Source organism: Citrobacter sp. Cpo100 (assembly GCF_030332595.1).
Lineage (GTDB): Bacteria > Pseudomonadota > Gammaproteobacteria > Enterobacterales > Enterobacteriaceae > Citrobacter > Citrobacter portucalensis.
Window position 1 is genome coordinate 79,965 of sequence record NZ_JAOWHM010000031.1, and the last position, 17,333, is coordinate 97,297.

General features: G+C 50.2%; 20 protein-coding genes, 2 tRNA genes and 1 pseudogene. 16 read left to right on the forward strand and 7 right to left on the reverse strand.

Annotated features, from left to right (window positions below; all coding sequences use genetic code 11):
• Positions 1-6 precede the first annotated feature (6 nt).
• The 8 genes and pseudogenes from fliL to rcsA all read left to right on the forward strand — a co-directional run bounded on the left by fliL (position 7) and on the right by rcsA (position 4,992).
• Entirely contained in the window at positions 7-474 is a 468-nt protein-coding gene (gene fliL / locus OGX96_RS07265; protein ID WP_003834054.1) for a flagellar basal body-associated protein FliL, read from the forward strand.
• 4 nt (positions 475-478) lie between these two features.
• Complete coding sequence (gene fliM / locus OGX96_RS07270) at positions 479-1,483, forward strand: flagellar motor switch protein FliM (protein WP_003030434.1); 1,005 nt, start codon at positions 479-481, stop codon at positions 1,481-1,483.
• Positions 1,480-1,893, forward strand: coding sequence for a flagellar motor switch protein FliN (fliN, locus tag OGX96_RS07275; RefSeq protein ID WP_003030433.1), 414 nt, complete (start codon positions 1,480-1,482; stop codon positions 1,891-1,893). The genes fliM and fliN overlap by 4 nt, the downstream gene beginning before the upstream one ends.
• Positions 1,893-2,270 carry a flagellar biosynthetic protein FliO gene (gene fliO, locus OGX96_RS07280; RefSeq protein ID WP_103014243.1) on the forward strand — a complete coding sequence of 126 codons (378 nt, stop codon included), beginning with the start codon at positions 1,893-1,895 and terminating at the stop codon, positions 2,268-2,270. Before fliN ends, fliO begins: the two co-directional genes overlap by 1 nt.
• Positions 2,270-3,007, forward strand: coding sequence for a flagellar type III secretion system pore protein FliP (fliP, locus tag OGX96_RS07285; RefSeq protein ID WP_003834056.1), 738 nt, complete (start codon positions 2,270-2,272; stop codon positions 3,005-3,007). Before fliO ends, fliP begins: the two co-directional genes overlap by 1 nt.
• Positions 3,008-3,016: 9 nt before the next feature.
• Positions 3,017-3,286, forward strand: a complete 270-nt coding sequence (fliQ, locus tag OGX96_RS07290) for a flagellar biosynthesis protein FliQ (RefSeq protein ID WP_008785117.1) — start codon at positions 3,017-3,019, stop codon at positions 3,284-3,286.
• 8 nt (positions 3,287-3,294) lie between these two features.
• Positions 3,295-4,135 (forward strand): annotated as a pseudogene (fliR, locus tag OGX96_RS07295) (flagellar biosynthetic protein FliR).
• Between the two features lie 233 nt (positions 4,136-4,368).
• Positions 4,369-4,992: a transcriptional regulator RcsA gene (gene rcsA, locus OGX96_RS07300; protein ID WP_003030421.1), complete on the forward strand. Its 624-nt coding sequence runs from the start codon at positions 4,369-4,371 to the stop codon at positions 4,990-4,992.
• Between the two features lie 54 nt (positions 4,993-5,046).
• On the opposite strand, the gene dsrB is transcribed toward rcsA, so the two are convergent.
• A complete protein-coding gene (dsrB, locus tag OGX96_RS07305) occupies positions 5,047-5,235 on the reverse strand; it encodes a protein DsrB (RefSeq protein ID WP_003030419.1) in 189 nt (62 codons plus the stop codon).
• 163 nt (positions 5,236-5,398) lie between these two features.
• Between dsrB and yodD the strand changes: the two genes are divergently transcribed.
• Positions 5,399-5,626 carry a YodD family peroxide/acid resistance protein gene (gene yodD / locus OGX96_RS07310; protein WP_003030417.1) on the forward strand — a complete coding sequence of 76 codons (228 nt, stop codon included), beginning with the start codon at positions 5,399-5,401 and terminating at the stop codon, positions 5,624-5,626.
• A 206-nt stretch (positions 5,627-5,832) separates the two neighbouring features.
• On the opposite strand, the gene OGX96_RS07315 is transcribed toward yodD, so the two are convergent.
• Both OGX96_RS07315 and OGX96_RS07320 read right to left on the reverse strand, forming a co-directional pair.
• Positions 5,833-6,018 (reverse strand): YodC family protein, encoded by a 186-nt coding sequence (locus OGX96_RS07315; protein WP_003030415.1) that lies wholly within the window; start codon positions 6,016-6,018, stop codon positions 5,833-5,835.
• 77 nt (positions 6,019-6,095) lie between these two features.
• The gene (locus OGX96_RS07320) at positions 6,096-7,010 is read right to left on the reverse strand and encodes a DUF808 domain-containing protein (RefSeq protein ID WP_172111214.1); all 915 of its coding nucleotides are present in this window, start codon (positions 7,008-7,010) and stop codon (positions 6,096-6,098) included.
• Positions 7,011-7,185: 175 nt separating this feature from the next.
• Between OGX96_RS07320 and yedA the strand changes: the two genes are divergently transcribed.
• Positions 7,186-8,106, forward strand: coding sequence for a drug/metabolite exporter YedA (gene yedA / locus OGX96_RS07325; RefSeq protein WP_204558149.1), 921 nt, complete (start codon positions 7,186-7,188; stop codon positions 8,104-8,106).
• Here yedA and OGX96_RS07330 read toward each other — a convergent pair.
• The 3 genes from OGX96_RS07330 to OGX96_RS07340 all read right to left on the reverse strand — a co-directional run bounded on the left by OGX96_RS07330 (position 8,098) and on the right by OGX96_RS07340 (position 10,745).
• The gene (locus tag OGX96_RS07330) at positions 8,098-8,565 is read right to left on the reverse strand and encodes a very short patch repair endonuclease (protein ID WP_003839067.1); all 468 of its coding nucleotides are present in this window, start codon (positions 8,563-8,565) and stop codon (positions 8,098-8,100) included. The genes yedA and OGX96_RS07330 overlap by 9 nt on opposite strands.
• The gene (locus OGX96_RS07335; protein WP_502872635.1) at positions 8,546-9,976 is read right to left on the reverse strand and encodes a DNA cytosine methyltransferase; all 1,431 of its coding nucleotides are present in this window, start codon (positions 9,974-9,976) and stop codon (positions 8,546-8,548) included. Before OGX96_RS07335 ends, OGX96_RS07330 begins: the two co-directional genes overlap by 20 nt.
• A gap of 76 nt (positions 9,977-10,052) precedes the next feature.
• Entirely contained in the window at positions 10,053-10,745 is a 693-nt protein-coding gene (locus OGX96_RS07340; RefSeq protein WP_137377235.1) for a phosphohydrolase, read from the reverse strand.
• Positions 10,746-11,186: 441 nt separating this feature from the next.
• Between OGX96_RS07340 and ompC the strand changes: the two genes are divergently transcribed.
• Positions 11,187-12,332, forward strand: coding sequence for a porin OmpC (gene ompC, locus OGX96_RS07345; RefSeq protein WP_286582594.1), 1,146 nt, complete (start codon positions 11,187-11,189; stop codon positions 12,330-12,332).
• Between the two features lie 169 nt (positions 12,333-12,501).
• Here the strand turns inward: ompC and OGX96_RS07350 are convergent.
• Positions 12,502-12,591: transfer RNA gene (locus tag OGX96_RS07350), tRNA-Ser, on the reverse strand.
• A 93-nt stretch (positions 12,592-12,684) separates the two neighbouring features.
• Between OGX96_RS07350 and mtfA the strand changes: the two genes are divergently transcribed.
• The 5 genes from mtfA to OGX96_RS07375 all read left to right on the forward strand — a co-directional run bounded on the left by mtfA (position 12,685) and on the right by OGX96_RS07375 (position 17,321).
• A complete protein-coding gene (gene mtfA, locus OGX96_RS07355) occupies positions 12,685-13,449 on the forward strand; it encodes a DgsA anti-repressor MtfA (protein WP_032943883.1) in 765 nt (254 codons plus the stop codon).
• Between the two features lie 132 nt (positions 13,450-13,581).
• A tRNA-Asn gene (locus tag OGX96_RS07360) sits at positions 13,582-13,657 on the forward strand.
• A 260-nt stretch (positions 13,658-13,917) separates the two neighbouring features.
• Complete coding sequence (locus tag OGX96_RS07365; protein ID WP_048235116.1) at positions 13,918-14,955, forward strand: extracellular solute-binding protein; 1,038 nt, start codon at positions 13,918-13,920, stop codon at positions 14,953-14,955.
• Positions 14,939-16,627, forward strand: a complete 1,689-nt coding sequence (locus tag OGX96_RS07370) for an ABC transporter permease (RefSeq protein WP_286582596.1) — start codon at positions 14,939-14,941, stop codon at positions 16,625-16,627. Before OGX96_RS07365 ends, OGX96_RS07370 begins: the two co-directional genes overlap by 17 nt.
• A 10-nt stretch (positions 16,628-16,637) precedes the next feature.
• Positions 16,638-17,321: an ABC transporter ATP-binding protein gene (locus tag OGX96_RS07375; protein ID WP_032669186.1), complete on the forward strand. Its 684-nt coding sequence runs from the start codon at positions 16,638-16,640 to the stop codon at positions 17,319-17,321.
• The last annotated feature ends 12 nt before the right edge of the window (positions 17,322-17,333 follow it).

Here is a 17,333-nt window from a genome sequence, read left to right on the forward strand (position 1 = left end):
TATCTGATGACTGACTCCGCGATTAACAAAAAAAGTAAACGCGCTATTTGGATCCCTCTGCTGGTATTAATTACCCTCGCCGCCTGCGCAACTGCGGGTTATAGCTACTGGCGCATGCAGCAGCAGCCGTCCGCCAGCGTCAAAGCGGAACCGCCTCCACCGCCAGCCCCGGTGTTCTTTGCGCTGGATACCTTTACCGTCAATCTGGGTGATGCAGATCGTGTGCTGTATATCGGTATCACGCTGCGCATGAAAGATGAGGCGACACGTTCACGTCTTAACGAATATCTGCCGGAAGTGCGCAGCCGCTTGCTGCTGCTGTTCTCTCGTCAGAATGCAGCCACACTCGCCACCGAGGAAGGTAAGCAACAGCTGATTACCGCCATCAAAGAGACGCTGGCGACTCCGCTCGTTGTTGGGCAGCCGAAACAGGTTGTCACCGACGTTCTTTATACAGCTTTTATTCTGCGGTAAAGACATGGGCGACAGTATTCTTTCTCAGGCTGAAATCGACGCATTGCTCAACGGCGATAGCGAAACCAAAGACGAACCCATTTCAGGTATCGCAAAAGAAAGCGATATTCGTCCTTATGATCCCAACACTCAGCGTCGCGTGGTACGTGAGCGTTTACAGGCGCTGGAGATCATTAACGAACGCTTTGCGCGCCAGTTCCGTATGGGGTTATTTAACCTGTTGCGCCGTAGCCCGGATATTACCGTGGGTGCGATCCGTATCCAGCCATACCATGAATTTGCGCGCAACTTACCGGTTCCGACCAACCTGAACTTAATCCACCTGAAGCCGCTGCGCGGTACGGGTCTGGTGGTGTTCTCACCGAGTCTGGTATTTATCGCCGTAGACAACCTGTTTGGCGGTGACGGTCGTTTCCCGACGAAAGTCGAAGGTCGCGAATTTACGCACACGGAACAGCGCGTTATCAACCGCATGTTGAAGTTGGCGCTGGAAAGCTACAGCGACGCGTGGAAGGCCATCAACCCGCTGGAAGTGGAATACGTCCGTTCTGAGATGCAGGTGAAATTTACCAATATCACTACCTCTCCGAACGACATCGTGGTGAATACCCCGTTCCACGTTGAAATTGGCAACCTGACCGGTGAATTTAACATCTGTCTGCCATTCAGCATGATTGAACCGTTGCGTGAGCTGCTGGTGAATCCGCCGCTGGAAAACTCACGTAATGAAGATCAGAACTGGCGCAATAATCTGGTGCGTCAGGTTCAGCATTCTGAGCTGGAGCTGGTGGCAAACTTTGCCGACATTCCGCTGCGGCTATCCCAGATTTTAAAACTGAAACCCGGCGATGTACTGCCGATTGAAAAACCCGACCGCATTATTGCTCATGTGGACGGCGTGCCTGTGCTGACCAGCCAGTATGGCACCGTAAACGGTCAGTATGCGTTACGCGTAGAACATCTGATAAACCCGATTTTGAATTCGCTGAATGAGGAACAGCCCAAATGAGTGATATGAATAATCCGTCCGATGAGAACACTGGCGCATTGGACGATCTGTGGGCTGACGCGTTAAACGAGCAAAAAACCACGCCCACCAAAAGTGCGGCCGATGCGGTATTCCAGCAGTTAGGTGGCGGCGACGTCAGCGGTGCTTTGCAGGACATCGACCTGATCATGGACATTCCGGTCAAGCTGACCGTCGAACTGGGCCGTACCCGCATGACCATCAAAGAGCTGCTGCGTCTGACGCAGGGTTCTGTTGTCGCACTGGATGGTCTGGCAGGCGAACCGCTGGATATTCTGATCAACGGTTATCTGATTGCCCAGGGCGAAGTCGTCGTAGTTGCGGACAAATACGGTGTGCGTATCACTGACATTATCACCCCGTCTGAACGTATGCGCCGTCTGAGCCGTTAATCATGAATACCCAGGCTACCGTTTCTCAACCCGCCGCCGTTCCCGGCTCACCGCTGGTGCAGGTAAGCGGCGCGCTGCTCGGGATCATCGTCTTGATCCTGGCGGCGGCCTGGGTCATTAAACGTCTGGGGTTTGCCCCCAAAAGTGCCGGTACGCGCGGGCTGAAAGTCACGGCCAGTACCTCACTGGGTCCACGTGAGCGCGTGGTGATTGTCGAGGTCGAAGATGCCCGTCTGGTACTGGGCGTCACAGCCTCGCAGATTAACGTCCTGCACACCCTGCCCCCGGCACCTGCCGATGCAGAAGAAAAAACGGCCTCCCCTGCGGATTTCCAGGCCATGATGAAGAGTTTGCTGAAGCGTCCTGGGAGATCCTGATGCGCCGTTTGTTATCCCTTACGCTGGCAGGCTTGTGGCTTTTCAGCCCCGTTGCCCTCGCCCAACTCCCGGGTCTGGTCAGTCAGCCTTTGCCGGGCGGCGGACAAAACTGGACGTTGCCCGTGCAGACGCTGGTGTTCATCACCTCGCTGACGTTCCTGCCTGCAATTTTGCTGATGATGACCAGCTTCACCCGCATCATCATCGTTTTTGGTCTACTGCGAAATGCGCTGGGTACCCCCTCAGCACCACCTAACCAGGTGCTCCTGGGCCTGGCGCTCTTTTTGACCTTTTTCATCATGTCGCCGGTGATCGATAAAATCTACGTTGACGCATACCAACCGTTCAGCGAAGAGAAGATCTCCATGCAGGAAGCCATGGAGAAAGGCGCCCAGCCGCTGCGTGAGTTTATGTTGCGCCAGACCCGTGAAGCCGATCTGGCACTTTTCGCGCGCTTAGCAAACAGCGGTCCGTTACAGGGACCAGAAGCCGTGCCGATGCGAATTTTGCTGCCCGCTTATGTCACCAGTGAGCTGAAAACAGCATTCCAGATAGGCTTTACCATTTTTATTCCGTTTCTGATTATCGACCTAGTGATCGCCAGCGTGTTGATGGCGCTCGGGATGATGATGGTACCGCCCGCCACAATCGCGTTGCCGTTCAAGCTGATGCTGTTTGTGTTGGTAGACGGTTGGCAGCTACTTGTCGGCTCGCTGGCACAAAGCTTTTACAGTTAGAGGCGCGAAATGACTCCTGAATCGGTCATGATGATGGGCACAGAGGCGATGAAAGTCGCTCTGGCCCTTGCCGCGCCTTTGCTGTTGGTCGCTCTCATCACGGGTCTTATCATCAGTATTCTGCAGGCGGCGACCCAGATTAACGAAATGACGCTGTCCTTCATCCCCAAAATTGTCGCGGTGTTTATTGCCATCATTGTTGCTGGCCCGTGGATGCTTAACCTGCTGCTCGACTACGTGCGTACGCTGTTCAGCAATATCCCCTATATCATCGGGTAGACAACGTTATGTTGCAGGTGTCCAGCGTTGAGTGGCTCCACTGGCTGAATTTATACTTCTGGCCTTTGCTGCGCATACTGGCGCTCATCTCAACGGCCCCCATCCTCAGTGAACGAGCCATCCCCAAACGGGTAAAGCTGGGGCTGGGGTTGATGATTACCGTCGTTATCGCCCCATCGATCCCTGCCGTTGACGTCCCCATCTTTTCTGTTGGCGCGCTTTGGCAGGCAATGCAACAAATCCTGATCGGTATCGCATTAGGCTTCACCATGCAGTTTGCGTTTGCCGCAGTACGTACCGCCGGGGAATTAATTGGCCTGCAAATGGGCCTTTCCTTCGCGACGTTCTTCGATCCCGGTAGCCGTCTGAATATGCCGGTTCTGGCACGACTGATCGACATGCTCGCCATGCTGCTGTTCCTGACCTTTAACGGCCATTTATGGCTGATTTCGCTGCTGGTAGATACTTTTCATACTCTGCCCATCGGCGGCAATCCGGTGAACAGCAATGCGTTTCTCGCACTGGCACGGGCGGGTAGCCTGATTTTCCTCAACGGGCTAATGCTGGCCCTGCCGGTAATGACGCTGCTGCTCACGCTGAACCTTGCACTTGGTTTGTTAAATCGCATGGCACCACAGCTGTCGGTTTTCGTCATCGGCTTTCCTCTCACTCTGACCGTAGGTATTTCACTAATGGCGGCGCTAATGCCATTAATTGCGCCATTCTGCGAACGATTATTCAGTGAGATTTTTAATTTACTGGCCGATATCGTCAGCGAAATGCCTGGAAAATAATAACCCTTATTTTTTATCCTGTTTTACTAAGGATTGTCCTAAATTTAAAAAGTGACAACATCCACCAGGATATCTCTGTCGCGGCTTATTTGTTTTTGCCTCACTCACATAACGCAACATTCACTTTACTTTAAGATGTTTCCTGGCAAATTATACGCAACTTTACGGGATAGTAAATCCGCCTGAAAAACAGCGAAAGCGTCATCTTGGGTCGTTATTATTCCGTTTAGTTGTGATGAAATAATCAGGTAAGGGGAATTATCGTTACGCATTGAGTGAGGGTATGCCATGTCAACGATTATTATGGATTTATGCAGTTACACCCGACTAGGGTTAACCGGATATCTGGTAAGTCGGGGAGTGAAAAAAAGGGAAATCAACAACATTTCCAACGTTGATGAACTCAGTCTCGCCTGTGTCTCTCAACAACCCGCTGTGGTGTTTATTAATGAGGACTGCTTTATCCACGATCCTGCTAATAGCCAGCAAATAAAGCAAATCATTAATCAGCATCCCAGCACATTATTTATTGTGTTTATGGCAATTGCCAACGTGCATTTTGATGAATATCTACTCGTCAGAAAAAATTTATTGATTAGTTCTAAATCGATTAAACCTGATTCACTGGATAAACTACTTGGCGATATTCTGAAAAAGGAAGTAGATATTGCTATTGATGTGAATCTGCCAACATTATCATTAAGTCGAACCGAATCCAGCATGCTGCGTATGTGGATGGAGGGTCAGGGAACAATACAGATATCAGATCAAATGAATATCAAAGCCAAGACGGTGTCATCCCATAAGGGGAATATAAAACGAAAGATTAAAACGCATAATAAGCAAGTTATCTATCACGTTGTAAGGCTTACGGATAACGTCACCAATGGTATCTTTGTGAATATGCGCTAAGACGTTCTGACTGGTGGCGACCCCACCAGTCAGAATTAAACAGCGGAACTCATGTCACTCCACTTTTTCCACAAAGATACCATCCTGATGACCTGATTCATTAAAGAACCAGATACCGAGCGGGTAGTCTTCCAGCGAAACCAGGTACATAGTGCCTTCGCTAAACTCTTCGATTGCCAGTACCACGCCCGGTCGACGAGGACCGCCGTCCGTTTTGACTGTGACCCGATCATTCACCTTCATAGTTTTCCTCCTGTGGCTTTGTGCCAGTGTAGAACAAATTCCTTTTTCTGGCAGCGCTGTACACGCGCGATTGCGGGTTTTATCGACGGTCTATACTTAAGTTGTGCGTATCTGATGTTTGGGTACGCTCCCCCGGTATCCTTAACGGTTGAGAGGTATGAGGATGAAAACCGCGAAAGAGTACAGCGATACGGCCAAACGTGAAGTCAGCGTCGATGTCGACGCGCTGCTAAAGGCAATCAACGAAATCTGCGAGAGTGAAATTCATCGCAGCCAGGATGACCCGGAGCGCGTCAGCGTTGACGGGCGTGATTACCATACATGGCATGAACTGGCCGATGCGTTCGAGCTTGATATCCATGATTTTAGCGTGTCGGAAATCAATCGCTGACTGAGGGCGAAAAAAATCCCGGCCCTTATCGGGTCGGGATCAAGCTTGCTTATGCAAGAAGCACTTGTAAATTCGTTACACCAGAAAATCTGATGTGAACCAAACCTTATCTGCAATTTTTTTGCCTGACAAGTAAATAATTCTCACCGGAATGATAAATATAACTAATGGGTGAGAGATCACCAGGTTACGGTCGAGCCAAATGTTCAGGCATCCTGACAGAGCTGTCTTCGCTCGCCAGGCACCACCAGTTCATCTTCACGGAATGCTTCCCGTTTAACGCCAAAGCCGTCGTACCAGCGACACTCCACCATTCCGCTGGCATACCCGGTAACGATCATACGTGGGCCACCCTCTTTGGAGGTGACTTCCTCACTGACAGAAAAGACCATACCTGCCTCCTGTATCAAGAGAAACCTTTACACCTTAGATGACAAGGAGGCTTTTTGCGTAATCAGTCCTGTAACAATTAGTGCGAAATCCCGCGCACTCTGGCGACAGCTTTTACCAGCAAAACGACAATCCCACCGATGATAAAGCCGAGCACCAGGTTAAGCAGGGTCGGAAGCATTAGCGAAATCAATGTACTTTGCTGCTGAGCAAAATGTTCAATCGCATGATGCAGCGGCGATATTCCGTGTACCACAATGCCGCCTCCCACTAAAAACATCGCCAGTGTGCCGACCACAGAAAGTGTTTTCATAAGCCAGGGGGCAACCACCAGTAACCCTTTGCCCAACGACTGGGCAAGCAGGCTACGCTTTTCTGCCAACCAGTACCCAATGTCGTCAAGCTTAACGATAATCCCGACCAGGCCATACACGCCCACGGTCACCACTAACGCGATACCTGATAGCACCAACACCTGATTCAGCAAGGGTGCGTCCGCTACAATACCCAGCGTAATTGCGACAATCTCGGCAGACAAAATGAAGTCGGTACGTATTGCCCCTTTGATTTTATCTTTCTCAAAGGTGAGCGGATCCTGCGCCGCCAAAGATGTCAGACGCTGCTGACGTTCTTCCGGAGTTTCTTTGTGCTTCCGCGCCTCCAGGGTATGCAGAACCTTTTCCACCCCTTCAAAACAGAGAAACGCCCCGCCTACCATTAATAAGGGGGTGATCGCCCAGGGAATAAATGCGCTTATCAATAGCGCCAACGGCACCAGAATAACTTTGTTAACAAACGATCCTTTCGCCACACTCCAGACCACCGGGAGTTCGCGGTTCGCCCGCACGCCCGACACCTGCTGCGCATTAAGCGACAGATCATCCCCCAGCACGCCCGCGGTTTTTTTCGCGGCCAGTTTTCCCATCACTGAGATATCATCCAGCAGCGTGGCGATATCATCGAGTAAGGTCAGTAAGCTACTTCCTGCCAAAATTTTCACCCTCAATATTATTTTTTTGCAGTCATAAGTATGAAGTAAAACACGCCATGCTGAAACTGACCTTTCTGGTCAACAAGTTTTTAACATCAACACGTAATTATAAATCTCGCCAGTAAGATAGTTTTGACGTTTACTATGTTGCACCTTTTTATTTCCACCGTGAGGGATTATGCGTTTCAGGCAATTGTTACCGCTTTTCAGTGCGCTATTCGCGCTGTACATCATTTGGGGTTCCACGTACTTCGTTATTCGCATTGGCGTTGAAAGCTGGCCGCCGTTAATGATGGCAGCCGTACGTTTTCTCTCCGCGGGAATTTTATTAACAAGTTTCTTACTTATTCGTGGGCATAAGCTGCCCCCCTTACGCCTAATCCTGAACGCCGCGTTAATTGGTATCCTGCTGCTGGCTGTGGGTAATGGTCTGGTCACCGTCGCAGAACACCAAAATGTCCCTTCCGGTATTGCCGCCGTGGTGGTCGCCACCGTCCCGTTATTTACGCTGTGTTTTAGCCACTTTTTTGGCATCAAAACGCGCAAGCTGGAATGGTTGGGGATAGCGATTGGGCTAGCAGGGATCATCATGCTGAACAGCGGAGGCAATTTAAGTGGCAATCCGTGGGGCGCTATTTTAATCCTGATCGGTTCAATAAGCTGGGCGTTTGGCTCGGTGTACGGTTCACGCATTACGCTACCCGTTGGCATGATGGCCGGAGCCATTGAAATGTTAGCCGCCGGTATTGTGCTGATGTGCGCATCGCTACTCTCCGGGGAAAAACTGACCACCATGCCAACATTTTCAGGCTTTATGGCGGTGGCTTACCTGGCCCTGTTTGGCTCCATTATTGCCATTAATGCGTATATGTTCCTGATCCGCAATGTCAGCCCGGCGCTAGCCACCAGCTATGCCTACGTCAATCCGGTTGTTGCCGTGCTGTTAGGTACCGGTCTGGGGGGTGAAAGACTGGCCCCTATCGAATGGCTGGCGCTCGGCGTGATCGTGTTTGCTGTGGTGCTGGTAACGTTGGGGAAATACCTGTTCCCTGTTAAAGCGGATGCCGTTACTACCCCGTCGGAAAAAACGTTACAGTAAATGAATACCGAGTGTGTCGATCTGCGCGGTGTCGCCACCGCCGCAGATCCACTCGATGACACGTTCAGATAACGCTTCATCGTCCAGCTTTTCGCGACCACGCAGGGCGCACTCCCAGACAATCAGTACGCGCCAGCCCAGAGCCTGCAACTTTTCACAATCCCGCGCATCGCGCTGGACATTTTTGCCTATTTTTTCCAGCCAGAATTCCGTTCGTGTCGCGGGGACTTTAAACAAATAGCAATCGTGGTGGTGCCAGAAACAGCCGTGAGTAAAAATCACACAATGATAATCATCCACCACAAAATCAGGGCGACCGGGTAACGTCGCATCCTGCACGCGAAACGTTACCCCCTGCTCTGTCAGCACGCTGGCAAGGCGTTTTTCAATTGCGGTATCGCGGGTAGCTATCGCCCGCATATTTTTACTGCGTGTTGCTTTATCGTGAACGTCTGCCACGCTGATTCTCTTTCTCGCGAGTAGCAACTGCCTGCCTGATTTTCGGCTCCAGCAACCTGGCCACCGCCGCAAATGCCGGAACGACTACCGAATTACCAAACTGGCGATAAGCCTGGGTATCTGACACAGGGATCCTGAACTGATAGCCCTGCGGAGATTCAAACCCCATCAGACGCGCGCACTCTCTGGGCGTAAGTCTGCGTGGGCGGTGGCGCTGATTCTGCGGATCGTCAAAATCTTTCTCACCCAGCGCCATATCCCAACCACGGTCAATCAGGATCTCCGCCCCATCCTTATAATAACGCGCAGATAACGTGCGCGTTACGCAATCAGGGTTACCGGGATACACCATGCCATAGCCAAATCCATTGCCCCGCGCCTGATGCTTTTTCGCATAGCGATAGAGGTATTTCCACAACACCGGCGTCAGTACATATTTCGCATCGACGGTCGGCTCAAGCAGTTCCGCCAGCGTGGTACGCCGCGGCGGATAACGCGTGACAATATCCCGCAGCGTGAAGTCTGATTTCAAATTCAGATCGCGTCGGAAGCCGACAAGCACGATACGTTCTCGATGCTGAGGCAAAAAATGTTGCCCATCGATAATTTTCGGATCGTCCGGGCCGTTATCCGCCGCATCCGCTACGTCATAACCCAGCTCGTCCAGCGTTTGCATAATGATGCGAAACGTTTTGCCCTGATCGTGACTCTTCAGGTTTTTGACGTTTTCGAGCACAAATATGGCGGGCCGACGCGCATCGATAATGCGCACCACGTCAAAAAATAGCGTGCCTTGCGTATCACAGGCGAAACCATGTGCCCGCCCTAACGCATTTTTCTTTGATACACCAGCCAGAGAAAATGGCTGACAAGGGAATCCGGCTAACAGCACGTCATGTTCAGGAACATGCTGGCGAATATGTTCTGCCGCCTGCTGGTCACTCACCCCATCGTGATGGCTGAGTGTGATATCACGAATATCTTCATTAAAGTTGTGCTGGAGCGGATCGCAGTAGTTGTTCGCTTTATAGGTGCGCACCGCATGCTTGTTCCACTCACTGGTAAACACGCACTGCCCGCCAATAGCTTCAAAGCCGCGACGAATGCCGCCAATACCGGCAAAAAGATCGATAAAGCGAAAGGCATAATGCGGATGATGCGCAGGTGGTTTCGGCAACAAAGTATTCAGATGAATGAGCTCGCGGTCGCTGAGGCGATGCCATGTTTCATTAGCAACCACTCGTTTAAAAATGGCCGGGCTCCAGCGGTTCTCGCCAACGCCATTCAGATGAGCAACCAGCGTTTTCACGTCATATATTTCAAGCAACTTGGCCAACATCACCTGCACGTCGGTCTCGTTTTCATCTGTCATCGGGTTCATGGAGCCTGCTACTGAAAAATTATCCTGCATACATTTAACCGGCAGAAATGGATAACCGACAGATTAACATAAATTAGCACGGTTGACGTTTCAGCCGTATTGACGACTAGCGCGCTTTAAAGGGTTGAATCGCGTCAAGATCCAGCATTTCGTATTCTCCTTTTAACTCCGCACTCAGCTTCGCCATATACGTCAGTAAAAAATCCGCATTATGTTGTGCCAAATGCCTCCCTTGTTCGGTTTGCATCGTCAACGGCAACGTCAATAACTTGGTCTGGAAGTGATCGAGCGCGTACTGTTTATCGTCAAGGCTACGCTTTCGGGCAAACGGATCTTCCGCATCAAACAGCGCAACCCCCAACGCCCCTGAAACGGCAAATACGCGCGCTAAACCAATTGCACCCAGCGCCTCAAGCCGGTCTGCATCCTGCACGATTTTCGCTTCAAGGGTTTCTGGCACGATTTTGGCGCTAAAACTGTGCGCCTCAATGGCATGACACACTGCCGATAACCGCTGTTGTGGAAAATCCGGAAAATCGCGCATCAAAACACAACGTGTTTCCTTGGCTGCCAGTACCGACGAACAATGACGCTCAGGATGGTTCTTTGGCAGGCTGACGAGATCGTGGAAGTAGCACGCGGTCAACACCACCAGCCAGTCTACGGTTGCATCTGTACTCAGCTTTTGCGCCGTTATCCACACACGTCGAAAGTGAAAGATGTCATGTGCAGCATCTTGTCCAGAATGGTTATCAGCTAACCAGGCTTCAAATCGTGACTGCCAGTCGTGCAGTTTCATGCTATCTCCCTTTGTAGAAAGAAAATCACCTTAGCAACAATTTTCATTGCAGACCACTGCCCGCCCCATTACATAATCATTTTTTATTATTGCACTAAAAATAAAATCCACATGAATTTATAAAACCCACGACGCCAATATCGAAAAATAATTTATATGAATATTAAAAACAAACATCTAAAACAAATAAAATACACATAACAAATAAATAGATTAACGCATATAACCCACTGATTAAAAACAATTCATATGGCGAATGCCAATGTAATTAACACACACGTATAATTATATAAAGATGCAAAAGAAACATTTTGAAATATTTTAAATACATTTGTTACATGTTATATTTTAAATTAAATGAACTTCATAGATAGTATCCAAATGTAGTCACTTGGATAGTACTACATATTCATTTTAATTATCATGCAAAGGGAATACATAATGAAAAGAAAAGTATTGGCACTGCTTCTCCCTGCTTTATTAGCTGCAGGCGCAGCAAATGCGGCTGAAATCTATAATAAGAACGGCAATAAACTGGATCTGTACGGTAAAGTCGATGCACGTCATGTCTTCTCCGAAGATACTACTGAGGACGGGGACGCTACATATGTACGTCTGGGTTTTAAAGGTGAAACTCAGATTAATTCTGATCTGATCGGTTTTGGTCAGTGGGAATACAACATTCAAGCAAATGAAATTGAAGATGATAATGCAAATACCGCTACTCGTCTGGGTTTTGCGGGTCTGAAATTCAGTGATTATGGCTCCTTCGATTATGGCCGTAACTATGGCGTGCTGTATGACATCGAAGCATGGACCGACATGTTGCCTGTATGGGGCGGTGATTCATACACCTACACTGATAACTTTATGACAGGCCGTACCAACGGTGTAGCAACTTACCGCAACACTGATTTCTTTGGCTTGGTTGAGGGCCTGAATTTTGCACTGCAGTATCAAGGTGCAAATGAGAGCGAAAACTCTGTCTTTGGTCAGGAAGGAACCAACAACGGTCGTAATGTGCGCAAACAGAACGGCGACGGTTTCGGTATGTCCACCACTTACGACTTCGGCATGGGTATCAGTGCTGGTGCAGCATTCTCAACGTCTGACCGTACCAATGAACAACAGTATGATACCACTGCAAATGGTGAAAAAGCAGAAGCCTGGACTGTTGGTCTGAAATACGATGCTAACGACATCTATCTGGCAACCATGTATGCGGAAACCCGCAATATGACCCCAGTAGGAAGTAGTAGCAAATGTGATAACTGTTTTGCTAACAAAACTCAGAACTTCGAAATAACGGCTCAATACCAATTTGATTTCGGTCTGCGTCCGGAAATTTCTTACCTGCAGTCTAAAGGTAAGGACTTGAGTGAAGACATGGGATTCATTACCAATAAGTACAACAACAAAGATCTGGTTAAGTACGTATCTATTGGTGCTAACTACTACTTCAACAAAAACTTCTCCACCTACGTTGATTACAAAATCAACCTGCTTGACGGCGATGATGCATTCTACGACGCAGTCGGTATTTCGACTGATGATGTTGTAGGTGTTGGTATGATCTACCAATTCTAATTGACGCAAAAATAAGCAAGCCCGCTTCATATGAAGCGGGCTTTTTATTTATACGAAACGTATTTTTTTATCACACGGGCATTACAACGATAAACTTGTGAGGATACTCAAAGAAAAAAACATCCATGAGAACTGTCGTTGAAAGCGAGGCGTGCAAGTGCTTGAATAGTGGCGGAGAGAGGGGGATTTGAACCCCCGGTAGAGTTGCCCCTACTCCGGTTTTCGAGACCGGTCCATTCAGCCGCTCTGGCATCTCTCCGTTTTGGCGGTTGCCATGATGCCAGGTAATTTGGCATTTTAACAGACCCCGTTCCGTCAATTTCGTTCAAGTGACGAGTTTGCGAGCAAAACGATGATTAAGTGGCCCTGGAAAGAGCAAGAAACAACCCGGAGTGACGACTGGCCGTGGGACGACGCCCTGGCTATTCCTCTTCTGGTGAATCTCACCGAGCAAGAACAAGCCAGGCTTATCGCCCTGGCCGAGCGCTTTTTACAGCAAAAAAGATTGGTAGCGCTTCAGGGGTTTGAACTGGATCCACTAAAAAGTGCGCGCATTGCGCTGCTTTTCTGTTTGCCTGTCCTGGAATTAGGGATCGAGTGGCTCGACGGGTTTCATGAAGTTCTCATCTACCCTGCCCCGTTTGTCGTGGACGATGAATGGGAAGACGATATTGGGCTGGTACATAATCAACGTGTTGTACAGTCCGGGCAAAGCTGGCAGCAAGGTCCAATAATCCTCAACTGGCTCGACATTCAGGATTCTTTTGATGCCTCCGGCTTTAATCTGATCATCCATGAAGTGGCGCATAAGCTTGATATGCGTAATGGCGACCGCGCCAGCGGTATTCCGGCGATCCCTCTGCGAGATATTGCCAGTTGGGAGCACGATCTGCATGCCGCAATGAATAACATTCAGGATGAAATTGATCTGGTCGGTGAAACCGCGTGCAGTATAGATGCCTACGCAGCGACCGATCCTGCCGAATGCTTTGCCGTTCTATCGGAGTATTTCTTCAGTGCCCCTGAATTATTTGCACCACGTTTTCCGGCATTATGGCAACGTTTCATTCAGTTTTACCGCCAGAACCCCATGGAGCGGTTACGCGATACCCGCTAAGGTGGCCATTGTCGCTCACCAAATGTGCATTAACGCTGAATTTGAAGATTAATTAACCAATTGAAATGACGCGCTAATTTTACTGTTGACACCTCATGATGAGGTCAGTAATATGCGCCTCGTTCACACGATTCCTCTGTAGTTCAGTCGGTAGAACGGCGGACTGTTAATCCGTATGTCACTGGTTCGAGTCCAGTCAGAGGAGCCATATTTAAGAAGCCTGCTTAGGAAACTAAGCAGGCTTTTTGCTTTTCAGGTCGCTATAAAATCCCTTTCATAAGCCCCCTGCCTGCTCTGCACCGCTGTTACATGCCGCATCACAACGTTGATTAAAGTTATGTAAATGTAAATCGTTTAAACTTTGCAATTATTGTAAGTGCTAGTGATTATCATTTATTGTACGCGAGCCAAAGGAACGAGCCCCCCGCTCGGTTCACTGTACGTTCCAATTACTCTGGGATATAAACGATGAATTCTCTGCCTCGCGCCGGACTGCGCCGTATCACACTTGCCTCTGCCCTGGTCTTCTCAGTTAGCCTACCGGCTTTCGCTCAGGATACGTTAACGCTCTATACCACCCGTGAACCGGGTCTGATCCAGCCTTTGCTTGATAGCTGGACCAAAACCAGCGGCATCAAAGTCAGTACGGTCTATATCAAGGACGGTATGCTTGAGCGCGTTAAAGCTGAAGGTAAAAATTCACCTGCTGACCTGCTGATGACCGTTGATGCCGGTAACCTCATTGATTTAGTGGAAGCGGGTGTAACTCAGCCAGTAGAGTCTGAAGCACTGAAAACCGCTATTCCGGCTAATCTGCGCGGCGCAGATAATCAGTGGTTTGCGCTGTCGATGCGTGCCCGCGTGCTGTATGCCGAGAAGTCACTGCCAATCGATAACTGGCATTACGAACAACTCGCCAGCCCTGAGTACAAAGGTAAAGTTTGTATTCGTTCCGGACAGCACCCGTATAACACAGCGCTGATCGCCGCAATGATTGCTCATCACGGTGAAGCAAAGACCGAAGAATGGCTGCGCGGTGTGAAAGCTAACCTTGCGCGTAAAGCTACCGGTGGCGACCGCGATGTAGCTCGCGATATTCTCGGCGGCATTTGCGATATTGGTCTCGCCAACTCCTATTACGTCGGCCATATGAAAAACGCCAAAGAAGGCAGTGATGCACGTCAGTGGGGCGATGCGATTAAAGTCGTTAAACCCACCTTTGAAAATGGCGGTACACACGTCAACATCAGTGGCGCAGCTGTAGCCCGCTATGCACCAAATAAAGCCGATGCCGTTAAGCTGATGGAATATCTGGTTTCCGCACCTGCCCAGCAGCAGTATGCGAAAGCGAACTTCGAATATCCGGTATTGAAAGGCGTGACGCTTGACCCGGTTATCAGCGCTACCATCGGTGAAATCGACGTCGATAAAACGCCGTTAACCGAAATCGTTAAATATCGTAAACAAGCTAGTCTGCTGGTAGATAAAGTTGGATTCGATCAATAAACCTCTGCAGGTTCCGACGTTACGCGGCCTGGTTTCCGGGCCGCAGTCATTATTAACGCCGCTACATCTTGGTGCACTATGCGTAGCGCTTGGCGTTCTGACACCGATCATTGCGCTGATTTGGCAGGCTACCCAGGCCGATTTATCTCACTGGGATAATCTCCTGACGTATGTACTGCCTGCCGCACTAAAAAATACCGTGTTGTTATTAGCCGGTGTCGCGGTGATGGTCGGCGTGATTGGCGTAGGCAGCGCATGGGCGGTAACGGCATGGGATTTTCCTGGACGTAAAATTCTTAGCTGGGCGTTACTGTTGCCGCTGGCGATGCCAACCTACATTGTGGCCTTTGCGTGGCTCGATCTGCTGCATCCGATTGGCCCCCTGCAAACCTTTATCCGTTTTTTATTGGGTTTTGACAGCCCAAGACAGTTCCGACTGCCTGATTTACGCTCACTTTCCGGCGCAATCATCCTGCTCGGATTAGTGCTGTACCCATACGTGTATCTGACAACCCGCGCCATGTTTATTAGCCAACCGGCTCATTTACTGGAAGCCGCACGCACGCTGGGATGCAGCGCAACCGGAACCTTCTTTCGTGTTGCTTTGCCCATGGCTCGTCCGGCGTTGGCCGTTGGGATCAGTCTGGCACTGCTGGAAACGCTCAACGATATTGGCGCATCGGAGTTCCTCGGGGTACAGACGTTAACCGTTACCGTGTACACCACATGGATCTCGCGTTCTGATTTATCTGCCGCGGCACAAATTGCCTGCATGATGCTGATGTTTATATTCCTTATTCTGACGCTGGAATTTTATGGTCGCAGAAAACAAGGATTCAGCAGCCGCAGCCTGCGGGAAATTCAACCAACGCGCGTGCAGGGCTGGCGTGGTTGGCTGCTCGGTGGCGTTATTTCAATGCCGGTTGTGCTGGGTTTTCTGGCTCCGGTACTGTTTTTAATGTGGGAAAGCGCCAAACGTATAGGTGATGAGAACCCCCTTTCCTCTTCGTTACTGTCAGCATTGCAAAATACGCTATCGCTGGCAGCGGGAACTACGCTAGTGGTGGTTTGCGTCAGTATGCTGGTGGCCTGGAGCGCGCGTCATAGCGCCGCAGACAACGCCATGCCGGGATTTCGTCGCGGCGTGATGCGTCTGGCCTCTTTAGGCTATGCGGTTCCCGGCACAATTCTGGCGATTGGTTTTTTACCCCCCGCCATGGCTGTCGACCGCTGGCTGGCAGATTTACTGGATGTTCGCGGCCTGCCGCTGATGTCCGCCGGGATCCTGCTGGTAATTTGTTGTGCCATGCGATTCCAGGCGATTGCCATTGGCGCGCTGGATTCTGGTCTGGGCCGCATTCCACCTTCGCTGGAACAGGCGTCTCGTCTGTTGGGTGAGAATGGTGCGGGGACGTTTGCACGAGTCCATTTTCCCCTGCTGCGCCCGGCGTTAGTCAGCAGTGCCCTGCTGGTTTTTGCTGATGCCATGAAAGAGCTGCCAACAACGTTGCTTTTGCGCCCGGTCAATTTTGAAACGCTGGCAACGTTGCTGTATGCGGAAGCCGCACGTGGAACCTATGAAGAAGGTGCTATCGCCGCGCTAATGATTGTTTTAGCTGGCACGCTACCGGTTATTTTGTTGGTGCGTCACCAAATGACTCGCCGTGGTTAAGAGAGCAACAATGTCAGAAATTGCATTACGACTCCAGGATGTACACGTTGCTTATGGCAACAGCCAGCAATCGGTACTGAGCGGATTTTCAATGTCGGTACGTAAAGGTGAAATTGCCTGTCTGCTGGGCGCTTCAGGCTGCGGAAAAACCACGGTGCTACGCGCAGTAGCCGGATTTGAACGCCTGCAAAACGGAGAGATCTATGTGTCACAGCGACGTGTTGCCGGTCCCGGCGTTCATCTGCCACCGGAAAAACGTCATGTCGGCATGGTCTTCCAGGAATATGCGTTATTCCCCCATCTGACCGCGCAACAAAATGTGGCCTTTGGGTTGCGTCGCATGCCGCGTGAGGAACAACAGGCCAGAGTGACTGAGTTGTTGAAAATGGTGGAGTTACACAGCCATGCCAACCGCTATCCGCATGAGCTTTCCGGCGGGCAACAACAGCGTATCGCCCTTGCGCGCGCGTTGGCGCCACATCCGGAAATCCTGTTGCTCGATGAACCCTTCTCCAGCCTGGATAAGCGCACGCGTGAGCGTCTTGGCAACGAGGTACGGGATATTTTGCGCGCCGCCGGGCAAACGGCGCTGTTGGTTACCCACAGTGAACACGAAGCCCAGCTAATGGCTGACCATATTGGCGTGGTAAAAATGGGGCAGTATCAAATTAAAAAAGCGACCCATCCGACCTGAAGGTAAACAGGG

Bases quoted from the DNA above. Each gene is read 5' to 3' on its own strand.
- fliM (WP_003030434.1), top strand. From the start codon at position 479: ATGGGCGACAGTATTCTTTCTCAGGCTGAAATCGACGCATTGCTCAAC.
- dsrB (WP_003030419.1), bottom strand. From the start codon at position 5,235: ATGAAGGTGAATGATCGGGTCACAGTCAAAACGGACGGCGGTCCTCGT.
- OGX96_RS07375 (WP_032669186.1), top strand. From the start codon at position 16,638: ATGTCAGAAATTGCATTACGACTCCAGGATGTACACGTTGCTTATGGC.
- mtfA (WP_032943883.1), top strand. From the start codon at position 12,685: ATGATTAAGTGGCCCTGGAAAGAGCAAGAAACAACCCGGAGTGACGAC.
- fliQ (WP_008785117.1), top strand. From the start codon at position 3,017: ATGACTCCTGAATCGGTCATGATGATGGGCACAGAGGCGATGAAAGTC.
- OGX96_RS07365 (WP_048235116.1), top strand. From the start codon at position 13,918: ATGAATTCTCTGCCTCGCGCCGGACTGCGCCGTATCACACTTGCCTCT.
- OGX96_RS07315 (WP_003030415.1), bottom strand. From the start codon at position 6,018: ATGGTCTTTTCTGTCAGTGAGGAAGTCACCTCCAAAGAGGGTGGCCCA.
- rcsA (WP_003030421.1), top strand. From the start codon at position 4,369: ATGTCAACGATTATTATGGATTTATGCAGTTACACCCGACTAGGGTTA.
- OGX96_RS07340 (WP_137377235.1), bottom strand. From the start codon at position 10,745: ATGAAACTGCACGACTGGCAGTCACGATTTGAAGCCTGGTTAGCTGAT.
- yedA (WP_204558149.1), top strand. From the start codon at position 7,186: ATGCGTTTCAGGCAATTGTTACCGCTTTTCAGTGCGCTATTCGCGCTG.
- ompC (WP_286582594.1), top strand. From the start codon at position 11,187: ATGAAAAGAAAAGTATTGGCACTGCTTCTCCCTGCTTTATTAGCTGCA.
- fliL (WP_003834054.1), top strand. From the start codon at position 7: ATGACTGACTCCGCGATTAACAAAAAAAGTAAACGCGCTATTTGGATC.
- fliP (WP_003834056.1), top strand. From the start codon at position 2,270: ATGCGCCGTTTGTTATCCCTTACGCTGGCAGGCTTGTGGCTTTTCAGC.
- OGX96_RS07335 (WP_502872635.1), bottom strand. From the start codon at position 9,976: ATGCAGGATAATTTTTCAGTAGCAGGCTCCATGAACCCGATGACAGAT.
- fliN (WP_003030433.1), top strand. From the start codon at position 1,480: ATGAGTGATATGAATAATCCGTCCGATGAGAACACTGGCGCATTGGAC.
- yodD (WP_003030417.1), top strand. From the start codon at position 5,399: ATGAAAACCGCGAAAGAGTACAGCGATACGGCCAAACGTGAAGTCAGC.